This window comes from Echinicola salinicaeni, assembly GCF_014280965.1.
GTDB classification, from domain to species: domain Bacteria; phylum Bacteroidota; class Bacteroidia; order Cytophagales; family Cyclobacteriaceae; genus Echinicola; species Echinicola salinicaeni.
Map to the genome: position 1 here is coordinate 41479 of NZ_JACODZ010000009.1, position 21099 is coordinate 62577.

Genomic DNA, 21099 nt, shown 5'->3' on the forward strand with positions numbered 1-21099 from the left:
AATGGTTAGCCACAACATTTTTTGAACTTCTTGCCACTTCCGCATGGGCAAGGATCGTTACGGGAAATTTTATTGGATTGGATTGGGGCAGATTTTGGATAACTACCCTCCAAGTAAAACCATTTTCCGTCTTCCTTTAGAAATACTGATCTTTCATGATGGATATGAGCTTTGCCATCAGCAGCGATAAAGTGTGCCTTAAATTCAACTATTCCTTCCTTATCTGAAGAACGGCCCTTTTCAGTTTGAATGATTTCCAGTTTAGTCCATTGGTTTTCTTTGGCCCAGTTTTGAATATCCTCAAACCTATATTGATCCTGTACCTTGGGATGGGCGGTTTGGTGGATATATGCAGCATCAGCAATGCAATAAGCAGCATACCTGGATCGCATTAAAGCTTCAGCTGTAGGAGCAGCTTTGGATCCAATTATTGGTCCGCAGCAATCCTGAAAGGGCCTTCCTGATCCGCAATAGCAATCTGTCATATCCGATGTTTTTTTTAACTGGAAAATTGATACAAAGATATCCATTGATATTAGGGATTAAAGAATGTGCTGGGTGAAAATTAAAAATGAACTTACAGATGGATTTGGATGTCACTGAAAACTTGTTGGTTAAGGCAAGAGAAAATTGAAAGAGGATCATTTATAGGGAAACAAATTTTGCTTGTAGAAGGAGAGAACGGTTTTTAAATCTGTATTTATTTTGTGAACTAAAATAATACCATGATTTTTATGCTCTAATTTTGAACATTATAAAACCAAATGCCTGCTAAATTGAGAAAATTGAATTTTTTACCCTATGAGCTAATCAAGCAAAATGTCCTTTTAGGATTAATAATGCTTTTGACCCTATCCTGTCAAGAGAAGAAGGACCTTCCTATGAATGTCCTTTTCATCGCTATTGATGACTTAAGACCCGAATTAGGGGCATATGGAAAGGATTATGTGCATTCACCCAATCTGGATAAATTGGCTGGGCAAAGCAGTTTGTTTAAAAATCATTATGTCACCGTTCCCACTTGTGGCGCTTCCAGGTATAGTTTGTTGACCGGTCAATTGCCCAAAAATAAGGGCGATTTGAGTAATCAGGCGGCAGCAAATAAAATTGCTGGAAAGCCTGAAGGAGAGCTGCCTGAAAGCTTTGTCCATCAGCTGAAGAGAAATGGATATTATACGGTAGGGATCGGGAAAATTTCACATCATCCGGATGGTTATGTTTATGGCTATATGGACCCAAAAAGCAACCAGTTGGAATTGCCTCATAGTTGGGATGAAATGCTATTGGATGCAGGGAAATGGGGTACTGGCCATAATGCTTTTTTTGGTTATGCAGATGGAAGCAATAGAAATGGTATGAACAAGCAGGTAAAGCCTTACGAATCAGCCGCTGTTGAAGATGAGGGTTATCCTGATGGCCTGACAGCTAATTTGGCCATAAAAAAATTAAAAGAACTAAAATCCAAGAAAGATGGTGAACCCTTCTTTTTGGGAGTAGGTTTTTTCAAGCCTCACTTACCTTTTACTGCTCCCAAAAAATATTGGGACCTTTATAAGGAGGAAGATATTCCCTTGGCCCCATTTGCAGCTATTCCTGAAAATTCCTCCAAAGCCAGTTTATTAGAGAGTGGTGAACTTAATCAATACGCTCTAGGTGAAGAAAAAGCAGGCTTGGACCATAAAGTTTCTGATGCTTACGCCAGAAAACTTCGTCATGGTTATCTAGCAGCTGTTAGCTATGTGGATGCCCAAGTGGGAAAAGTTTTGAATGAACTGGAGCGTTTGGGATTGGATGAGAATACGGTAGTAGTGGTTTGGGGAGATCATGGCTGGCATTTGGGAGACCAATTGGTTTGGGGCAAGCATACCATTTTTGAGAATGGCCTGAAAAGTGTTTTGATGGTTAAGCATCCCAAAGTGGAAGCTCAGGAAATTGAGAAAATCGTTAGTACCGTTGATATTTATCCTACTTTGATGGATTTGATGAGGGTGAAAACCGACTATCCATTGGATGGAAAAAGTATGGTTCCTTTAATGGAAAACCCTGATTGGGAGGAATGGAGGAATACAGCCTATGGTTATTTTAGAAATGGAATTTCATTAAGGACACCCGAATACAGATTGAGTAAATATTATAGGGATCAAGAGCCAAAAATAGAACTTTATGATCATAAGAATGATCCCAATGAGACCGTGAATATTGCCGAACAAAACTCAGATATAGTCGAGCAATTAATGCCGCTTTGGGAGCAGGGAAATACGGGAATCTATGAATAGCCGCTGGTTTTTATTGAATCCACCTAGGGTACTGAGGCTTATTCAATTTAACATGGCTCTGGATTGCAAATCTAGAGCAGCTATAAAAGCTATTCGGGATTTTAAATCCCGAATAGCAAATTTAGAGGGATTTAAAATCTCTCTTTTGTTTATAAAGCTAGGTGTAGTTTAAAACTGTTCCTGGCTAAATTATCCTTGTTCTTCTTCACTTCGGAAGTGATGATTTTTTGTGGTATGAGGTGGAATGCTATCTGTTTTTCTAACCGTTTTAGGATGCCTTCTTACTGGCATAAATTCGGATAAGCGTATTAATCAGAATATAGATTTAATTATCTACTAAAATAACGTTTGTCCAGGTTATTGTTGATAAAACTTAACGCATTGATAATCTTTATTTGAATTGTTTCGAGCGTTTTCTGAATAATTTTGTATTTTCATAAATCCCCAATATTCAATGTTCAGCATCCATCATGATGCTATAAGGATTTCAACGATTGAGATGATTATAAACAGGAGCGAGTAGGTTAACTGATCATCCTTACGTCTGGTATCCTTTTATATGACCAAAACTATAAGATTGCTAAAGTATTTATAAGGCTAAAACCTATTATGATATATGATTTTAGGATATGTTAGAGATTGCATTTAGCCAAACAGTCAATACTTTTTTTACAGTATAATTAATTGATTAGCCCCTTGGAATGAAACAATTGAAATTATTAATAACCAGCTTTATTTGCCTCATTATTAATTTCCATATTGCATATGGTCAAAATCTAAAATTTAAAACCTATCAGGTAGAAGAGGGACTTTCCAATAATTCTATCAACCAAATTGTCAATGATGAATCAGGAGGCTTGTGGATTGCAAGTTGGGATGGACTTAATTATTTTGATGGAAGCAATTTCAAGGTTTATAAACATAATGCTGAGGACAGCACTTCTATATCGGGGAATTTTATTTCAGAGTTATTATTGGACAGCTCCTCTAACTTATGGCTGCAGTCCAGTACCAATGCAGTAAGTTTAAAAAAGGGAGATCAATTTAAGAATTTTTACTTTAACAGTACTGTCAATGAGTTGGGTCTAAATCAAGATGGAACTGTAGTTGTTAAGGTGCAAGAGGATTATTATGCATATGCAGATGGAAAATTTAAAGTTTGTCAAAACTGTGAATTAAAAGAAGACACTCAGAGTCGACTCAAGCAGTTATTGCTCCGGAAATACCCCTATGTTGAAATTTTAGATACCCATACAGATTCTAAAGGTCAGGTATGGTATGCCACATTAAAACATGGGCTTTTCGTATTGCCCAATGAATCGGCCTCAATTTCCGATTTGGAATTCGATAACTATAAGACAGACCTTTCAAATCCATATAGCCTTAAAAGTAATGAGGTATGTGCCATCAATGAGGATGTGTTTGGAAACATTTGGTTGGGCTTGAAAGATGGTGGTATTAGTATGGCCTTTAAAAATTCTAATGAGGTCTATTCCGTATATCCCCATCCTAGGGATAATCCCGAACTTCCTCAAGAAACAATCAGGGCAATATCCCAAGACCAATCCGGAAGCGTTTGGTTGGGTTTTTATAATTCTGGCTTATTTATTAATGATAATGAGTCTGGGCAATTCAAAAGCTTTCCGCTTAAACTAAGTGCAGAAGATGAGGATTGGAAAAGAATAAGGAGCCTGTTCACAGATCATTTGGGCAGGGTTTGGGTTGGGACCTATGCAGGCATTGCCAGAGTAGATACAGATTTCAATGTTGAATTTTTCAAAAGTGAAAACATAGCCAATTTTCCTAATGATAGGAACTATGACTTTTTTGAGGACAAAGAAGAAAATTGTATTTGGATAGCTTGTTGGGGTGGTTTGGCAAAATATGATTTAAGTACAGATCAATTTGTGTCTTTTAGCGGACAAAATGAATTGAATACCTTAAATATCCGTCAAATTATAAAGGCAAACAATGCTTTATATCTGGCCACTGAAAATGATGGTTTAATCATTTTTGGGGAAGGAGAAATCAGAAAAGTGAGCAATAATGAAGGATTATTAAGCAATAGTATATATGCCTTGAGCGAGGATAAGGGATCTGGAAATATTTGGGTAGCCACTCTTGGGGGAGTAAGCATTTATGATCCAGAAAAGGGGGTGATAAAAAATATTGACCAGTATGATGGCTTAAAAAGTCAATTCGTCTACGCAGTCCTGCCCAGTGAAAAGTATATGTGGTTAAGTACTACTAATGGAATAGCCAGAATTGATAAAAATGATTTTACGGTAAGGACTTTGGCAGCTGACGAAGGTTGGCAAGGGGCCGAATTTTCAGAAGGGGCATTCTATAAAAGTGACAGGGGAATGATGTTCTTTGGTGGGGTGAATGGCTTGAATTATTTTCATCCTAATAGTTTGGACCTCAAAGACGATTTGCCTCTCTTGTCCATAGAAAGACCCAAAGAACAGGTTTGGGAATCTTTGCTTTCTAGTGGAACTTTGGAAGTGGAGGTCCTGCCGATAGCTTTTACCAAGAGTCCTCAGAATAGACTTCAATACAAATTAATTCCTGGTCAGGGCAATTGGACTGATTTGGGAGCGGATAATAGGATATTTATTGAAGGCCTATCGGCCGGACAGTATAGTATTTTGGTAAGGAATTCCCTTGAACTAAATCCTGAGAGCTATATTTCGATGGATTTTGCAGTGCCCAAACCAATTTGGCATTATCCAATTTTGTGGGTAGCCGCTTTGCTGTTTTTGCTTACAATGATCTTGATATGGAGAAATAATAGGAACAAGGCCAACCAAGCGTTGCTTCAGAGAAAAATTGAGGAGCGTACCCAATTGATCAGGGAGCAGAAGGCCAAGTTGGAAAAAATCAACCGGGACCTAGATCTTAAGAACAGGGAGATCAATCACCAAAAGGAGGCTCTTTTGGCTTTGCATCAAAGGCATAAAGATGCCGATTTTGAGATTGAAAAATTCAGAAACTATATGTTGGGACAGTTTAAACTTCCACTGTCAGAACTAAAAGAAACCTTGGAAACCCTGAGGACCCATAGTAAATCTGGAAAAGAGACTGTAATGGGATTGGTGGAGCAGATGATGAACCAGGTGAAGGAATGGGATAAACTCACCAAATTGGATCAAATCGATACAGGAGGTAAGTCCCTGACAATTGCTGCTGATCTAATGGAAAGTGTAGTGAAAAACATGCTTCCACAATTTGAGCAACATGGAATTTCTATTAAGGAGAATTACCAGCTCAGTGATCAGTGGATCGAAATGGATGTGTTTAAGTTCAAGCTTTTTTGGCAATACCTGCTCCGCGAAATGAAAAAGTATATGGAAGAAGGGGCCGGGTTGGAAATCGATGCTCATTCCAGTGAAAATGGAATCAATGTGGGCTTGAAGGTTTCCAGCCAATTATTAGTTCACAATATGGATGAGATTGAAAAATACAGTCCTTATTGGAAAAGCTCCATTCAACTGCTTAAATCCCTATCTGGTCAGATTTCCCATGAAATCAAAGACGAGAACTTGATCATTAAAGTGGGAATCCCTGTACAGGCCTTTAATAGGACTCCTGAAAAGCTTAATATCAAACATTGGAAGCATTTAAACCTTGGTGAGCAATTGGATCCAAACAAGCACCATGTGATTTTATTGGGTAAAAAGTATGAGTCTGATTCGCTTGTGAAGATTATCCATAATGATGATTTTGATATTATTGTGGAAGAGGAGGTGAAAATGGTGGTTTCAGCTATCCGTAATGCCAAGATTGATGCCCTGATCATATATAATGAGAAAATTAGTCAGCATATCGTGGACTTGATCGATGCGATCAAAGTCAAGGGAGGCCAAAAGATTGATATTCCTGTGATTTATATATACGATACCATTGAAGTGGGCTTTCTGGATAAGTTGATGGATTTGGGAGTAGAGACCTTCATTCAGTTACCCGCAAGTAGCCGTTTTATAATGAAGAAAATAGCTACCCAGCTTAATAACCTGCAACGATATAAATCTGAGCGGAATATACTTTCCACCTTGCCTGATAATGAGGATAATGCTTATACCAGCCCCAATGAAAAATTAGTTAAAGAGGGTGTGAAGATTATAAGGGAGCAGCTTTCCAATGGTGATTTTAAGGTGGAGACTTTAAGTGATGAATTGGGCATTAGTAAAATAAAATGCTACCGGGTCTTTAAAGAGGTCCTGGGCACTTCTCCTTCTGACTTGATCATTAGCTTAAAGCTGGAAAAAGCCCAAAAGTTGCTACTTAAAAATAAAATGAATATTTCAGAAGTTAGTTTTGCCTGTGGATTTAACGATCCTAAATATTTCAGTAAGCTCTTCAAGAGACATTTTGGCAAATCTCCCAAGCATTTTCAGCAGCCCGAGGAAGTGCTCTAAATTTATCTTAAAAATACCCTATTGTTAAGGCAATGTTGCTGAAGGGAAAATACCCCAAAACAGTCAGAATAGGAGGGTTTTGAGTATGATTTGTCCAACTTATTGAAATATTTGTCCACCTTATAGGTATTGAATTGCGCTAGTTTTGATCTATCAACAATCTAAAACTAGCCAAATGAAAAAATCTTTTTACACCTTATTTGTGCTGAGTTTTCTTCTTGTAATGGGGGTAAATGCCCAAACCATTATTAAGGGGACTGTGCTCAGCAAAGTTGACAATTTTCCCATTCCAGGAGCTACAGTTATTCCTGATGGAAACAGCAATCAAGGTACCACTACTGATGTAGATGGTAAATTTTCTTTGTCATTAACTTCTTCAGAAGGGACCGTGACCATTTCTTTTATAGGGATGCAATCCCAAACCATTTCATTTAGCGGTTCTACTGAATTGAATGTTTTACTTGAAGAAGCGGTAAATGATCTTGATGAAGTAGTGATGATAGGATATGGTACTTCCAAGAAGGAAAACCTCACCTCATCGGTATCTTCGGTATCTGGTTTAGACAAATTGTCCAGCAGGCCAGTTGCCAATCTAAATGACTTCTTGCAGGGTAATGTCCCTGGGGTAACAGTACTACAACAAGGTGGTGATCCTTCCCAAGAAGGAATGGTAGTGATTCGTGGTTATGGGTCACTTGCTGATGAAAGGCCATTGACAGTAGTGGATGGAATGCCTTACTATGGTCCTCCAATTAACCCTAACGATATCGAGTCTGTATCCATATTGAAGGATGCTGCCGCAGCGGCCATTTATGGTGCCCAAGCAGCATCAGGAGTAATTGTAATTACTACCAAGCAAGGTGAATATGGTAAACCTAAGGTAAGTCTTGATTTTTACACTGGTATTCAAAAAGCCAGTAATTTGCCAACCCCTCTGAATGCTAAGCAGCAAGCAGATGTATATAATCTTGCCGCAGATAATGCCGGTGCAGCTCGTCAAGCAGCACATGATGCCAACCAAAACCCTTGGGGCCAAACTACCAGGACCAATTGGATGGATGCGATCTTTAGAAATGCTGCGATCTATAATGCCAATGTCAATGTGAGTGGGGCAGGCGAGTCTGCTAGCTATATGGCCTCTTTGGGGTATATGAACAAGGAAGGTTTGCTTCAGGGAACTGAATTTGAAAGATATTCCATCCGATTGAAGTCTGATTTTTACCTTTCTGATAAAGTTACCCTTGGAGAAAATATTTACATTTCCCGATCTAACGCTGTAGGGACCAATTCAAGCAGTTCCTATTCAGGAAGTATTATTAATGCCTTGTATATGCCTTCTGCAGCTCCTGTATATGATGATGCCGGTGAGTTTCACGGTGTAGTACCTTATGAGCTTTCCCAGTTCGCAGGTACCTATGGTGATGTTTACAACCCTATGGGATTATTGTTGAGACCTACCTCCAATAACCCTGTAAACCATATCAATACCAATACTTACTTGAATTATGAGATTATTCCTGGTTTGTCATTTAGAAGTACCTTCAGTTATAATTTGACCAATACAGAGAATAAGAGATTTAGCCCACGGATTCCCGAATTGGGAAGGACTAATCTTCAGAATTATCTGTATCAGAGCAATTCATCCACCAATCGTTGGATATGGGATAATCAAGTTTCTTATCAAAGAATTTTTGGAAAGCATGATTTGAATTTGACAGCGGTCTATTCTTCCCAGTTTACAGAATACGAATATTATTTTCAGGAGGGTAGGGGCTTTAGTAGTGAAGAGCCATTTAACCAATACATGAGTAATGCTTCTGAATTCTTGACTCCAGAGACCAGTGTTTATGAGGATGCTTTGACTTCAGCCATTGGAAGGGCCATGTATAATTATGATGGACGATATTTTATTTCTGCCAGTATCAGAAGAGATGAAACTTCAAGATTGGCGATAGATAATCAGGATAGCTTTTTCCCTTCTGTTTCAGGTGCTTGGAAAATTTCTGATGAAGCCTTCTTCAAAAGTAGTTTGTTCGATAACTTGAAAATGAGGGCTTCTTGGGGGCAGATAGGTAATATCAATTCCGTAGGTTACTATTCCTTTGACGTACCTATGGGCACCCAAACCGTGGTATTGGGTGAAGGGGCAACATATGATTATAAAGCTGTTTTTGCTAATCAGCAGTCTAACCCCAATCTGAAATGGGAAATATCTGAATCTTCCAACTTCGGTTTAGATGCCAACCTATTGAATAACAAGTTGGAATTGACCTTGGATTACTTTATCAAAACTACCAAGGGAATGATTTTGCCAGGGCTTGAAGACCTACACCAAGGAACTTCTGCTGCGGATGTAAATGGAGGGCAGGTTAGAAACAAGGGACTTGAGTTTTCTGCTGGATATTTTGACCAATTTGGAGAGTTGAACTTCGGTGCACGAGCCAACTTCAGTATGTTGGACAATGAGCTAATCAATCTAGACGGTTACAATAATAGCAATATTGATTTCATTGCCCATAATGATAATGTGAGAAGCACTTTGACTCCTTACAGGTCTATGGTTGGCCAGCCGCTTTATGCTACTTACCTGGTACCATATTTAGGAATCTTCCAGTCTGAAGCTGAAATTGATGCTTATAGTAAAGATGGACAGTTGATCCAACCGAATGCTCAACCTGGTGATTTTAAATTCCAGGATGTAAATAATGATGGTAAGATTTCTGATGAGGACCGTGTGTTTATGGATAGTTATTTACCTGACTTCACTTATGGGTTTAACCTAAGTCTTGATTATAAGGGGTTTGATGCTAATATTATTCTACAGGGTGTATCTGGGGTAAAAGTATTCAATGGTTATAAGTTTACTGTCTTGAACGCTTCCCAATCAGGTTATAATTTGGACAATAGGGTATTGGATGCTTGGACACCAGAAAATACAGATACAGAAATTCCAAGATTGTCGACCAAAGATGATAATAGAAACTTTGGAACCTCATCAAGTTGGTATTTGGAAGATGCTTCCTACCTAAGAATGAAGAACCTGACCATAGGTTATACCTTCCCATCCACATTGCTTAAAAATGTGGCAAAGAACAGCAATTTACGACTGTATTTCTCTACAGAAAACTTGTTTACCATTACCCCATATAGTGGTATGGATCCAGAAGTGGGAGGAAAAGGCTTGGATGTGGCCAAATATCCACTTCCAAAAACTTTTACCGCAGGTCTTTCCCTAACCCTTTAATTCAATAAAAAAGACAACAAGATGAAAAATACCATATTTAAAATATCTACAGCGCTTGCTTTGGGACTAGGCTCCTTGAGCAGTTGCTCCGATGATTTTACTAATCTCGAACCACTGGGCAGCACTTCTTACCAAAACTTCTTTCAAAATGAGCAGGATGCCATAGAAGCTGCCAATAGCTTGTATTTCTATATGAAGGATGAGGATATGTTTTCCAGAGGTTTTTTCTGGTATATCAATGCCTCTGATGATATGGTCACAGGAAGGATAAATTCCACAGCAGACAATATCAAAAACTTTAACTTGACCGGAGATGAAGGCTATACCTATTGGATGTACCCTCAGAGTTATAAAATCATTCGCAGGGCCAATGATATTTTGCTCAATGTGCCTAATATGGACTTAACTGAAAGTTTGAAAAACAGATTGTTGGGAGAGGCTTATTTTATGAGAGCATTCCATTATTTCTGGTTGGCGCATACCTATGGTGATGATGTGAGTGGTGGTGTACCTATCGTTACTGAGGAAAATATGTTGGATGATGCAGGAAGTTATAGTCGACCTGCTAGTGTAACTGATAATTATGCTCAGATCGTAGAAGATTTGAAAAAAGCGGCGGATTTATTGCCTCTTTTTACCTCATATAGTGCGGAAGATAAAGGTAGGGCCCACAAAGATGCGGCCTTGGCCTATATGGCTAAAACCTATCTGTACTGGGCTGAATATGATGCATCTAAGTATGCTGACGTTGTAACCTATGCCGATATGGTGGCCAATTCTGGTTCTGGCAGGGCGCTTTACGATACGGACAATCCTGAGGAAGATTTCAGAATGCTGCATAGCCACTTGAATAACTGGGGACCAGAATATATTTGGTCTGTTGTTTCTGGTGTGAATGGTGGAAGTAAATTACCTGGTGTATCTCTTGAAAACAAAGGTTGGGGCAAGTATAATGGTTGGGGGTATTATATGCCTACCAATGATCTTTATGAAGAATATGAAACTGGTGACCATAGAAGAGAAGTTACAATATTGAAATTCGGGGATGAGTTTAAGTTCTTTGGGGAAACCAAGAAATACCAATCTGAAAACTCTCTTTCAGGTCTTCAGTTCAATAAATACTTGTATGAATACCAGTTTGAAGATCCGATAGGAACCTATATTAATTCAAACGGTAATGATCCTACAACGATCTATAATGTTCCATTACTTCGATATGCAGAAGTCCTATTGATGAAATCAGAAGCATTAATCATGCAGGGCTTAAATGGAGATGCCCCATTAAATATGGTCAGAGAGAGAGCTGGTTTAGCGCCGAAGTCGAATGCCACCATTGATGATCTAAAGCACGAAAGAAGGGTTGAGCTAGCTGGGGAATTTGCTAATAGACATTATGACCTGGTAAGATGGGGAGATGCCGAAGAAGTCTACAGTAAGCCATTGTATGGAAGAATGCATACGGATAAAGCCGATCCAGATTCTCCTTATAATGTGGAAGAAATATGGCCAGCTAGGGACTTTGACCCTGAGGTAATGCATGTTTGGCCTATTCCTAACAGGGTGATTAATTCCTCTGGGATATCCCAAAATAAAGGATGGTAAGTTGAATATATCAATTCTTACAGAGGAGACTATGACAGTAGTCTCCTTTCCTAGTTTAAAAATGTAGTATATTAGAATTAGTTTGTCGTAAAGAAACTTCATATGAACATCAGAAATTTTCTGGCACTTTTGTGCTTTTTTTGGTCCTTTCAATTAACAGCCCAAGAAGGTCCACTTTTTAAGTTGCATTCGCATAATGATTACCTTCAAAACGTACCTTTTTGGACTGCTTTTTCCAACCATTGTGCTTCGATCGAGGCTGATGTATTATTGGTGGATGGTCAATTGATGGTGGCTCATGAAAAGGAAAGTGTAAAAGCAGGCCGGACCCTGGAAAGCCTTTATCTGGAACCTATTAGGAAAGCTGCTCAACTGGGCCTTGAACCTTCCATGGACTTTCAACTTTTAGTCGATATCAAAACGGAAGCCTATGCTACTATGGAAGTTTTGGAAGAGATGCTTGAAAATTACAGGGATATTCTTTCTGATGGTTCCAAAGACGGAGTTCAGGTGGTTGTCTCGGGAAGCAGACCAGACCCAAATGATTATTCAAAATATTCAGACCTTATCCAATTTGATTTTCAAAGTACAGATTTGCCCCGTGATTTGCCGTGGGATAAAATAGCCTTGATAAGTCTTCCTTATAGTGGATATTCAAGCTGGAATGGAAAGGGAAGATTGGTAGCTGAAGAGGAAAAAGTGCTCAAGGAATTAGTTCAACAGGTCCATAATGCCAATAGGCCCATCAGGTTCTGGGGTGCACCAGACAGCAAAACGGCTTGGAAAGCATTTTTTGATTTGGGAATAGATTATATCAATACCGATCAACCGAACAAAGCCTATGAATATCTTCGAAAGATGCCAAGCAATGTGGTGGGAAGCAAGCATCAACATGAAATTTACCAGCCACAATATCTTGTAGATGGACAAGAGGAGCCAATAAAACAAATCATTTTGATGGTAGGGGATGGCAATGGACTTGCTCATATTTCAGCTGGCATGTATGCCAATGGAGGTGAACTGACCCTCACACAGTTGAACCATATTGGCTTGGTCAAGACGCAGGCGGCAGATGATTTTACTACGGATTCAGCAGCTGGTGCGACTGCCTTGGCCACTGGCGAAAAAGTCAATAACAGGGCTATTGGTTATTCTGTAAATGATACGCCCTTACAAAATCTTCCTGAATTGCTCAGACAATATAATTTTAACAGCGGAATTGTAACTACTGATCATGTTACTGGAGCTACTCCATCTTCCTTTTATGCTCATCGCAAGGACAGGGGAATGATTGGAGGAATTGCTCAGGATTTGAGTAAAAGCCAATTGAATTTGTTTGTTGGCGCAGGGAAAAATGATTTTGTATCGGGTGGTAGAAGCTATATTAAAGATTTAGAGCAATCAGGTTTTGTTATGGCCAAATCATTAGGAGAAATAGCCCAATCTGACCAAGCCCGAATCGGCTATTTTGCCAGTATCCAGGGCTTGCCAAAAGTGACCAATGGTAGGTCTGGTTATCTCTTACAGGCAGCGCAGAATGCTTTGGCTTTTTTGGATAGCAAAGAAGCCCCATTTTTCCTTTTGATAGAAGGAGCTATGATCGATTCAGGAGGACATATCAATGATGCTGAAATGGTCGTGGAAGAGGAAATAGATTTTGATGTGGCTATTGGGGAGGTGATCAAATATGCGGATGAAAATCCTGGTACTTTGGTCTTGATCACTGCTGACCATGAAACCGGAGGGGTAACTCTACCACAAGGAAGTTTAGCAGAGGGGCAAGTAGAGTTTGAATTTAGCACGCATGACCATACTGGAATTATGGTGCCTCTTTTTGCTTATGGTGCCCATGCTAATGAGTTTACTGGCGTTTATGAAAACACTGCAATTTTTGAAAAAATCACCAAGCTGGTTAAAAAGTATCATTATAAAAGTGAAAAATAAGATATGAAAAGATACTTTTTTGCCTTCCTATTAATGTTTGGGCAGAAATTAAGTGTTTCTGCTCAAGAAATTGATCAGCTGGAAGGTTATGTTTATAATGATGAGAACAGGAATCAATTAAAGGACTTAGGGGAGAAAGGAATAAGAAATGTATTGGTATCCAATGGTAGGGATATAGTTTCTACTGATGAAAAAGGGCATTATACGATCAATGCTATCGGAAAGGAACCTGTTTTTATTATCAAGCCTTCTGGCTTCATTTCACCCCTTTCTGAAGATAATAGGGTACTGTCATTTGTGCTTAGTGATCAGTGGGAAGCCAAGGATAGAAAGGTGAATTTCCCATTAAATGCACATGAAGAGGAAGGAAAGGTCCGTATGGCCTGGCTTGGTGATCCTCAAGTGGATATTATAGATGATGTATATCATGTGGGTAGGTTGGTTACTGAAGAATTGATGGCCAATCCGCCTGACTTCATTATTCCTTTGGGGGATTTGTCCTTTGATAACCTGGAAATTTTCAAGCCCTTGGCTGAGACAATAGGCAAGGTAGGTGTGCCCGTATTTTACACTATTGGTAACCATGATTTGAATTTTGGAGGCAAAGCATTGGATGAGCGAGATGATGCTTTCAATGCTTATTTTGGACCTTCTTACTATGCTTTTGAGTATGGTGAAGAGTTATTCATTGTTTTGAATAATATATATCCAATTGAGGGAAGGAAGTATGAAGGAAGGGTTGATGAAAAGCAAATGACATTTCTACGGAATTTATTGAGACATTATTCTGGTAAGAAAAGTGTTCATGTGGCCATGCATATACCTTTGGAAGAAGTGGTCAACAGGGCTGAACTACTATCACTTTTTGATGGTTTTGAAGATGTTTTTTTTGCTGTTGGACATACCCATACCCAGTATCACAGGTATTTTGATAGAGCGGATTTACCGGCCATCCATGAATTGGTCGGTGGAGCAGTATGTGGGGCTTGGTGGCAAGGACCTCATGATTTCCAAGGTACTCCTTGGGCAATTATGTATGATGGTACTCCAAAAGGATATTGGATCATGGAAAAAAATAATGATGATCGGAAACTAAGTTATAAAGTTTCTGGGGCAGCTTCGTCAACACAAATGAATATTTGGACCCCACAAAACTATGAATGGGACACCTTGCTTAATGAATTGAATGAACCATTTATTTATGCCAATGTTTTTGGCGCGGCTCCCGAAACAGTTGTAAAGGTCAGTTTTGATGATGGAGGAACTTGGCAATTGATGGAGAGCTATTCTGGGGTGGATCCTTTCTTTCAGCGAATGATTTTCAACCAAAAGGCGGGAAGATACAGTTCATTGCCCATAAGCAAGATCCCCGATGTGCAAAGAAAGAGCCAGCACCTTTGGCGATGGCCTATTCCAGAGGATTTGCCACAGGGTGTTCATAAACTTATTATCAAGGCCAATGATGAGCGTTTTGGGTTTAGTGCTAAAGCTTATAAATTATTATGGAGGTGATAAGAAAGTCTATAATTTACATTTTGATGACTTTAGCCTTGTCATCCATCAATCATAAGAATGTTTTTGGACAAAGTGCAGAAAGGGTGATAAGTGGGAATTATCGATTGATAGCCCATCGTGGTGGGGTGGTCAATGATAGTATTCCAGAAAATAGTCTGGCATCTCTGTCTGAAGCCATCAATAGAGGATACTATATGGTAGAAGTTGATGTTAGGCTTAGCAAGGATGGGATGCTTATTACCCATCATGATAAGGATTTTGTTAGATATTATGGAAATGGAAAATTGGTTTCTGAAATGACTTGGTCGGAAATCCAAAAATTGGAAGGTGAGAATGGACAAAAAGTGCTTCAGTTGGAAACGGTATTGGCAGCATGCCAAGGTAAGATCAAGGTGATGATTGATAATAAAATTGCTGGTTATGATGAAAGTGCTTTTAATGTTATTTTAGGATTGTTGGAAAAATACCAACTAAGAAAAGGAGCACTGATGATTGGTACTGATGAATCGACATCATTTTTTACCGGGAGGATCAAGCTCAGTTGTACTAGAAAACAAATAGAAGAAAATAAGAAAATGGCCTCTTATAATCCTCATGATTATTATTTGTTTTCTAGTAAGATCAGTAAATCAGATATAGTTTGGGCAAAACAAAATGATATTGAAGTAGTGGGGGCCGTAAATGCTTGGGCAATAAAGGATCAGGGATTTATGGAAACTGCCAAAGCAATTATTGACCAAATGAAGGATGCAGGGGTAAGTTGTTTTCAAGTTGACAGCATTTTTGATCCATACTTTTATAATTGATCTTTATATCAAAAAAGAGCGAAATTCATCCTAATGGTTTGTTTCGCTCTTTTTTACATTAATTAACTATGATATGATTTATTTTTCCAATGGATAATTTTTATCAATCCAATCGACTTTTATATTAGTCAATAGGGCTAGTAATTTATGATTTTTAAAGCCCATATCATTCAGAAGCGTAAAAGCAGGTCTAGCATTTGGGCACTTGGTAAGGGGACAGCATCCACAATAAATAACTATTTCAGCATTCTTTGGAACATCTGCCAATCTAGTTTTTAAGTCTTTAAGGTTATCCTTGTTTTCACCGGGGCCAATATCAATAGAGTTTTTGATAACGGCCTGTGGCCCTATGCTGATGATAATAGGCTGTTTAGCATCAGGTAACTGTAGTTTTTTGACCAATTCAGTTGGTGGCATCATTTGCTGTGCAGTCCAAGGTTCTTTTTGCTGAGCAGCAATTATTAAAACCAGCAACACAGGCAAGAGGACCAAATACAATGCAGGGTGATTTATTTTTTTTAGTTGTGGGATTAATGACTTCATAGTAAAGCTATTTGATAATGTTTATTCATTTAAAGATAGAAAAACTAATTTACACCCACTCGATTGGAAGAGAACTTTGGATAATTAATAACATTGGAGTTTATGATTTGATAGGGGATTATGACGGGAAGTGTTTGACGTGAGGGAATGGTGGAAGAGCTTACCTCTGGGTATGGTGATTTGGCCATTATTTGGTTTGATGGAGGTGCTCATGGCCCTGAGCAAGGTGGTCCAGATGTGCAAGGCATAGTAGAGAAGAACCAGCCGAATACTATTTTTTACCACAACCTTGATCGAGCAGATATCCGATGGGGTGGAAGTGAGTCAGGAACTGTTCCTTATCCTTGTTGGGGGACTTACCATGCACCTTCTTGGTTTGCCAATAGGGGAGATTCTATAGGGTTTAGGCCAATCAAGTATGGTGATCCTGAGGGGAAATATTTTATGCCCGCTATGAGTGATGCGCCACTTAGAGGCTATAACGGACGGCATGAATGGTTTTGGGAACCTGATGATGAAAAACATATTTTCCCTTTGGAGAATTTGATGCATATGTATGAAAACAGCGTTGGTCACAACAGTACGTTGATTTTAGGAATTACACCTGATGATAGAGGTTTGGTTCCTGAAGCAGATGCCAATCGTATGAAGGAATTTGGAGATGAAGTCAAAAGAAGATATGCAGCACCAATAGCTGAAATAGCTGGTAATGGAAATAAACTCAAGCTAAAACTGGAAAAAGATGTGACGATCAATCAAGTCGTATTACAAGAAGATATACGATTTGGTGAGCGTGTCCGAACTTTTGTATTGGAGGGAAAGGTCAATGGGAAATGGGAAAAAAATTATGAAGGAAGCTCTATTGGACATAAGCATATCACAGTACTAGAAGAAATGGAAGTGGATGGATTAAGGTTGAAAATCAAAGAGTCAAAGGGAGAACCTATGATTAAAGCATTTAAAGCTTATTAATAGTAAATGTAAAGTCAGTTCTAATCAGACTTTAGGGGAGTTTATTGATGGTTTAAATATAAGGTATCAAAATGATCAAGTACTTTATTCCTATTGGTATTGGAAAAATAGTCTAGGCTAAGAATGGTAAGGTCGAACTGTAGCTAAATATATAATAGGTTTGCACAAAAGATAATATGATTTTTGCTTTAGGCAAATTTAGTATTGGTATTAGGTAAATATATTAGAGTATATGTCCTAATAAATCACCTAATTTGTTCTTATAGAATCGTTTAATAGGTTATAATTAGGGTTTGAAAAGGTTAAAATTCCCGGGAATATTTCCGGGAATTTTTTGTTTGATGTAAATTCAGATAATTCCACCAATTAAAAGAAGTTCTTAATTGTTCTCACTAAAGCCAAATACACTTTTCTTTGGGGTAAAGAATAAATATTTTATAACACGTAGCGTACTTTTTATTTTCACTAAACCTCATTTTCCATTTGATCCAATAATGATAAAGTAGGGCAATAGTTATAGCCTAATATGCCATCATTAATTCAAGTCTTTAAAATTTCTAGGCGACTATTCAGGATGATTAAAGTCATCAATTATACCAAAATTGGTCATTTTTTCTTTGATATAACTTGTTGATATTTAGGAATAGTCAAAACAGAAAAGTTGATATATGTTTAAATCCATGAACTTTTCAGGACTTGAATGTTCAATTTAATGGTCAAATTATCATGAAAAAAATACTGGTTCCCGTAGATTTCTCTAAATATTCAGAAAATGCCTTTTTAAGTGCACTGAAAATTGCTGAAAAACTCAAAGCTCAGCTAAGTCTGGTGAATGTAGTCAATACCATGTTGGATTGGGATAAACTTTCAACAGAAGAGAAGACGAAACATAAGGACATTATTGATCAAGAGGTCGAAGCTAAAGATAAGCTGGATGCTTTTGTTCAGAAGCATAGTATTGGCAAAGTTCCTGTGGATATAAGTATTAGGGTGGGGGTGCCTTATGAAGAAATCCTGTCCTTGGCCAAAAAAATAGGAGCTGAATTGATAGTTATTGGGGCTTATGGCAGGGGAACTGAAGGAGAGAAGTTCATAGGCTCGAATATTCAAAAGGTCATTAGAAAAGCTACCTGCCCGGTATTGGCTGTCAAGCATGCCATTGATGGTAATTCTTGGAGAAAAATGGCCATAACTACTTCTTTGAATAACCAGCTTGATGGAAATTTGGATAAGTTGCTTCCTCTTTTTAATGGTTTTCATCCTTCACTTCATCTATTATATGTCAATACGCCAGAGCACTTTATGGCAGATACAAAAACTGAGGTTTTGTTGGATAAATTGGCTCAAAAATTTAATGGGTTTACTGTGCATCAACATATTTATAACCATCACGAAATTGAAAATGGTATAGTAGAGTTTTGTAAGTCAAGAAATATAGGTTGGATTACTATTATTTCAGATCATAAAGGAGAAAACAGTAGTTATCAAATTGGGGTAACTGATACTGTACTTTTTAAGACTGAACTTCCGATTTTGGTTCTTCATACAGATTGATAGCTGCTTATGAAATGGAAAGGATAAATAAAGAATAGGTGTTAGATAATAAGAGTAAGCAGCATATACCAAATAGGGAATGCTATCATCAATTCCGCGAATGATGTATTGTAGGAACTAATGAGTTCAAAAGCTCTCCTGAGCTTTTTGAAAGATTATCATACTATCCAGAAGCTGCTGGTGTCCTTGCGGATATGCATAAATCTTATTAGTTTTTTAATTGTAACTATTGGCTTATTGGAAGCATTTTGAGGAAATATACTGATTTACAATAAAATATTAATAGTTAGTAATATTAAAGATAAGATCTAGGTCAGTATTTGATGAAATGTCTAAATATTTGGATGAATTGTATCAAAAAACATTTGAAATAGGTGTTAAATATTTTGTAAAAGTTTAATTGTATAGATAAGATTTGAGTAATCTATTATAATTTTTTGATTGCTGACTATTTAATAGAGATTACTAAAACCAGTGTTTTTCAACAGGAAGTGAGAAGGTTTCCTTATAAGCTTGATGTGAAAAATCCTGAACGTTTTAAAATAATTATTAGCGTAATTCGCTTCGGAAAAAGTTGATTGATTGACCTAAATAATAAGCTTAAAAATGAAATTTTAAGTGGTAATTTTTGGATAGTAGTGAAATTGATTGATAAATAGGAGAACTTTTAAAGAAAGTCTTAAAATTAATATTTGCCATTTTTCAAATTTCCACATCTATATTTTTCAGTCAAAGAAATCGTGAAGATAGCTATAACATTTTCCAAAAATTATGATCCTCAATTTACTATACCCAAAAATGGTTCTGGGAAATGGACGGCAATTACTTTTGTTACCCTGTAAATTCTACTAGACCTAATTAAATAATGAAGATATACAGGCGTTTTTACGTCCTTTTTTTCAATAATTTGATGTAGATTTGGTAATAGAAGGTTATGATCAGGCTTTTGAATGTGGGGCAATGCTTTATGATAAAGGCAATATGATTTTAGAAACAGGTCCAATGTGAATATTTTGCTTTAAGTGTGACCAAATGTGTGTGAAATAGTTGATGACTTGTGGATAGATAGGAAAGTCTAAAATACCCAACTTTTTTACTGGGTTAAGGTGATTGGAAATTAATTGGAGTGCTAAGTATTTAAAGACAAAGGAAACCTTTGTGATGCTTTTGGTTGGGAAAGAGAAGCTTCAGGAAATAACCAATTGAACAGTTTTATACCAAGAACAACGAAAAGAATTCAAGCAGTAAAATAATTTTGTTATGATCAACCCTAGAATTTTAAAAGGACAGGCGCTATCTTTTTTTGCCTTTTTTATTGTATTCACAAGTCATGCTCAAATAGAGCTAATTAAGGAACGTTTTCATAGATCAGACGAACTAATGGTGGCCGCGCATAGGGCGGCACATCGGTTTCATCCTGAAAATAGTTTGGAGGCCATTCAGGAAGCTATCCGTTTGGGAGTAGATATTGTAGAATTGGATATTCGAGTAAGCAAAGATGGTGTTCCCTTGATCATGCATGATCAAACAGTAAACAGAACAACAACAGGAAATGGAGAAGTTGAATCTTTGGAATGGGAATATTTAAAAAGCCTTAACCTGAAATACGAAGGAATACCAAGTTCTTCCAAAATCCCTACATTGAAAGAGGCTCTTTTGGTCTGCAGGGGTAAAATATTGGTCGATATGGATTTGAAAACCAATCAGGTCGGTGTGGTGTTAGAAGTGGTAAAAGAATTGAATATGGAAGAGGATTTGATATTCTTTGATTCAGATTGGAAGGTATTGGCCGTGATAAAGGATTCTATTCCAGAAGCTTTATTAATGCCAAGGGCCTATAAGCCAAAGGATATAAAGAAATTAGTGAAGCAGCTTAAACCCAAGATTGTACATATTGACCCAAGTTTTTATAACTCAAAAACCATTGCGCTGGCTGAGAAATATGAACTTAGAATTTGGATCAATTCTTTAGGTACATTGGATAGTGAGTTAGACGAATCAAAAGATAAGGAAAAGGCCGAAGCTTGGATCAGAAAAGGCGCAAATATAGTGCAGACTGACCTGCCAGCATTTTGGGTAGGTATCAATTCTAAAGCTTCAAGCTTAGCTGCCTACTAAAATTACTAAGCTCTTTTAAAATTTATTTTCCTGTTTTACAGTTCTTTTGCTATTTGAAATGCTTTTTCCATCAATATAATTTTGTTAAATTCCTCTTGGCTAATGCG

General features: G+C 37.7%; 12 protein-coding genes. 10 read left to right on the forward strand and 2 right to left on the reverse strand.

Going from position 1 to position 21099, the window contains the following annotated elements; all coding sequences use genetic code 11:
• Positions 1 to 5: 5 nt before the first annotated feature.
• Entirely contained in the window at positions 6 to 485 is a 480-nt protein-coding gene (locus tag H7U17_RS17475) for a YchJ family protein (protein ID WP_186758048.1), read from the reverse strand.
• Between the two features lie 279 nt (positions 486 to 764).
• Between H7U17_RS17475 and H7U17_RS17480 the strand changes: the two genes are divergently transcribed.
• The 7 genes from H7U17_RS17480 to H7U17_RS17510 all read left to right on the forward strand — a co-directional run bounded on the left by H7U17_RS17480 (position 765) and on the right by H7U17_RS17510 (position 15805).
• Complete coding sequence (locus tag H7U17_RS17480; RefSeq protein WP_230981470.1) at positions 765 to 2276, forward strand: sulfatase; 1512 nt, start codon at positions 765 to 767, stop codon at positions 2274 to 2276.
• A 701-nt stretch (positions 2277 to 2977) separates the two neighbouring features.
• Complete coding sequence (locus H7U17_RS17485) at positions 2978 to 6694, forward strand: helix-turn-helix domain-containing protein (RefSeq protein ID WP_186758049.1); 3717 nt, start codon at positions 2978 to 2980, stop codon at positions 6692 to 6694.
• Between the two features lie 175 nt (positions 6695 to 6869).
• The gene (locus H7U17_RS17490) at positions 6870 to 9938 is read left to right on the forward strand and encodes a SusC/RagA family TonB-linked outer membrane protein (protein WP_186758050.1); all 3069 of its coding nucleotides are present in this window, start codon (positions 6870 to 6872) and stop codon (positions 9936 to 9938) included.
• Positions 9939 to 9959: 21 nt separating this feature from the next.
• Complete coding sequence (locus tag H7U17_RS17495) at positions 9960 to 11540, forward strand: RagB/SusD family nutrient uptake outer membrane protein (RefSeq protein WP_186758051.1); 1581 nt, start codon at positions 9960 to 9962, stop codon at positions 11538 to 11540.
• A gap of 102 nt (positions 11541 to 11642) precedes the next feature.
• Positions 11643 to 13484, forward strand: a complete 1842-nt coding sequence (locus H7U17_RS17500) for an alkaline phosphatase (RefSeq protein WP_186758052.1) — start codon at positions 11643 to 11645, stop codon at positions 13482 to 13484.
• Positions 13485 to 13487: 3 nt separating this feature from the next.
• Positions 13488 to 14996, forward strand: a complete 1509-nt coding sequence (locus H7U17_RS17505; protein WP_186758053.1) for a calcineurin-like phosphoesterase C-terminal domain-containing protein — start codon at positions 13488 to 13490, stop codon at positions 14994 to 14996.
• A 26-nt stretch (positions 14997 to 15022) separates the two neighbouring features.
• Positions 15023 to 15805, forward strand: coding sequence for a glycerophosphodiester phosphodiesterase (locus H7U17_RS17510; protein WP_186758054.1), 783 nt, complete (start codon positions 15023 to 15025; stop codon positions 15803 to 15805).
• Positions 15806 to 15883: 78 nt separating this feature from the next.
• Here H7U17_RS17510 and H7U17_RS17515 read toward each other — a convergent pair whose 3' ends face one another.
• Positions 15884 to 16348 (reverse strand): rhodanese-like domain-containing protein, encoded by a 465-nt coding sequence (locus tag H7U17_RS17515; protein WP_186758055.1) that lies wholly within the window; start codon positions 16346 to 16348, stop codon positions 15884 to 15886.
• Between the two features lie 147 nt (positions 16349 to 16495).
• Between H7U17_RS17515 and H7U17_RS17520 the strand changes: the two genes are divergently transcribed.
• From H7U17_RS17520 to H7U17_RS17530, 3 genes are all read left to right on the forward strand, one after another.
• Positions 16496 to 17320 (forward strand): hypothetical protein, encoded by an 825-nt coding sequence (locus tag H7U17_RS17520; protein WP_186758056.1) that lies wholly within the window; start codon positions 16496 to 16498, stop codon positions 17318 to 17320.
• A 726-nt stretch (positions 17321 to 18046) separates the two neighbouring features.
• The gene (locus H7U17_RS17525) at positions 18047 to 18874 is read left to right on the forward strand and encodes a universal stress protein (protein WP_186758057.1); all 828 of its coding nucleotides are present in this window, start codon (positions 18047 to 18049) and stop codon (positions 18872 to 18874) included.
• Positions 18875 to 20134: 1260 nt separating this feature from the next.
• On the forward strand, positions 20135 to 20992 hold the full coding sequence (locus H7U17_RS17530; RefSeq protein WP_186758058.1) for a glycerophosphodiester phosphodiesterase family protein: 858 nt from the start codon (positions 20135 to 20137) through the stop codon (positions 20990 to 20992).
• The last annotated feature ends 107 nt before the right edge of the window (positions 20993 to 21099 follow it).

What these genes read in the sequence shown, in the direction of transcription:
- H7U17_RS17525 (WP_186758057.1), top strand. Translation starts at nt 18,047, where the DNA reads ATGAAAAAAATACTGGTTCCCGTAGATTTCTCTAAATATTCAGAAAAT.
- H7U17_RS17485 (WP_186758049.1), top strand. Translation starts at nt 2,978, where the DNA reads ATGAAACAATTGAAATTATTAATAACCAGCTTTATTTGCCTCATTATT.
- H7U17_RS17495 (WP_186758051.1), top strand. Translation starts at nt 9,960, where the DNA reads ATGAAAAATACCATATTTAAAATATCTACAGCGCTTGCTTTGGGACTA.
- H7U17_RS17530 (WP_186758058.1), top strand. Translation starts at nt 20,135, where the DNA reads ATGATCAACCCTAGAATTTTAAAAGGACAGGCGCTATCTTTTTTTGCC.
- H7U17_RS17500 (WP_186758052.1), top strand. Translation starts at nt 11,643, where the DNA reads ATGAACATCAGAAATTTTCTGGCACTTTTGTGCTTTTTTTGGTCCTTT.
- H7U17_RS17480 (WP_230981470.1), top strand. Translation starts at nt 765, where the DNA reads ATGCCTGCTAAATTGAGAAAATTGAATTTTTTACCCTATGAGCTAATC.
- H7U17_RS17475 (WP_186758048.1), bottom strand. Translation starts at nt 485, where the DNA reads ATGACAGATTGCTATTGCGGATCAGGAAGGCCCTTTCAGGATTGCTGC.
- H7U17_RS17505 (WP_186758053.1), top strand. Translation starts at nt 13,488, where the DNA reads ATGAAAAGATACTTTTTTGCCTTCCTATTAATGTTTGGGCAGAAATTA.
- H7U17_RS17510 (WP_186758054.1), top strand. Translation starts at nt 15,023, where the DNA reads ATGACTTTAGCCTTGTCATCCATCAATCATAAGAATGTTTTTGGACAA.
- H7U17_RS17520 (WP_186758056.1), top strand. Translation starts at nt 16,496, where the DNA reads ATGGTGGAAGAGCTTACCTCTGGGTATGGTGATTTGGCCATTATTTGG.
- H7U17_RS17515 (WP_186758055.1), bottom strand. Translation starts at nt 16,348, where the DNA reads ATGAAGTCATTAATCCCACAACTAAAAAAAATAAATCACCCTGCATTG.
- H7U17_RS17490 (WP_186758050.1), top strand. Translation starts at nt 6,870, where the DNA reads ATGAAAAAATCTTTTTACACCTTATTTGTGCTGAGTTTTCTTCTTGTA.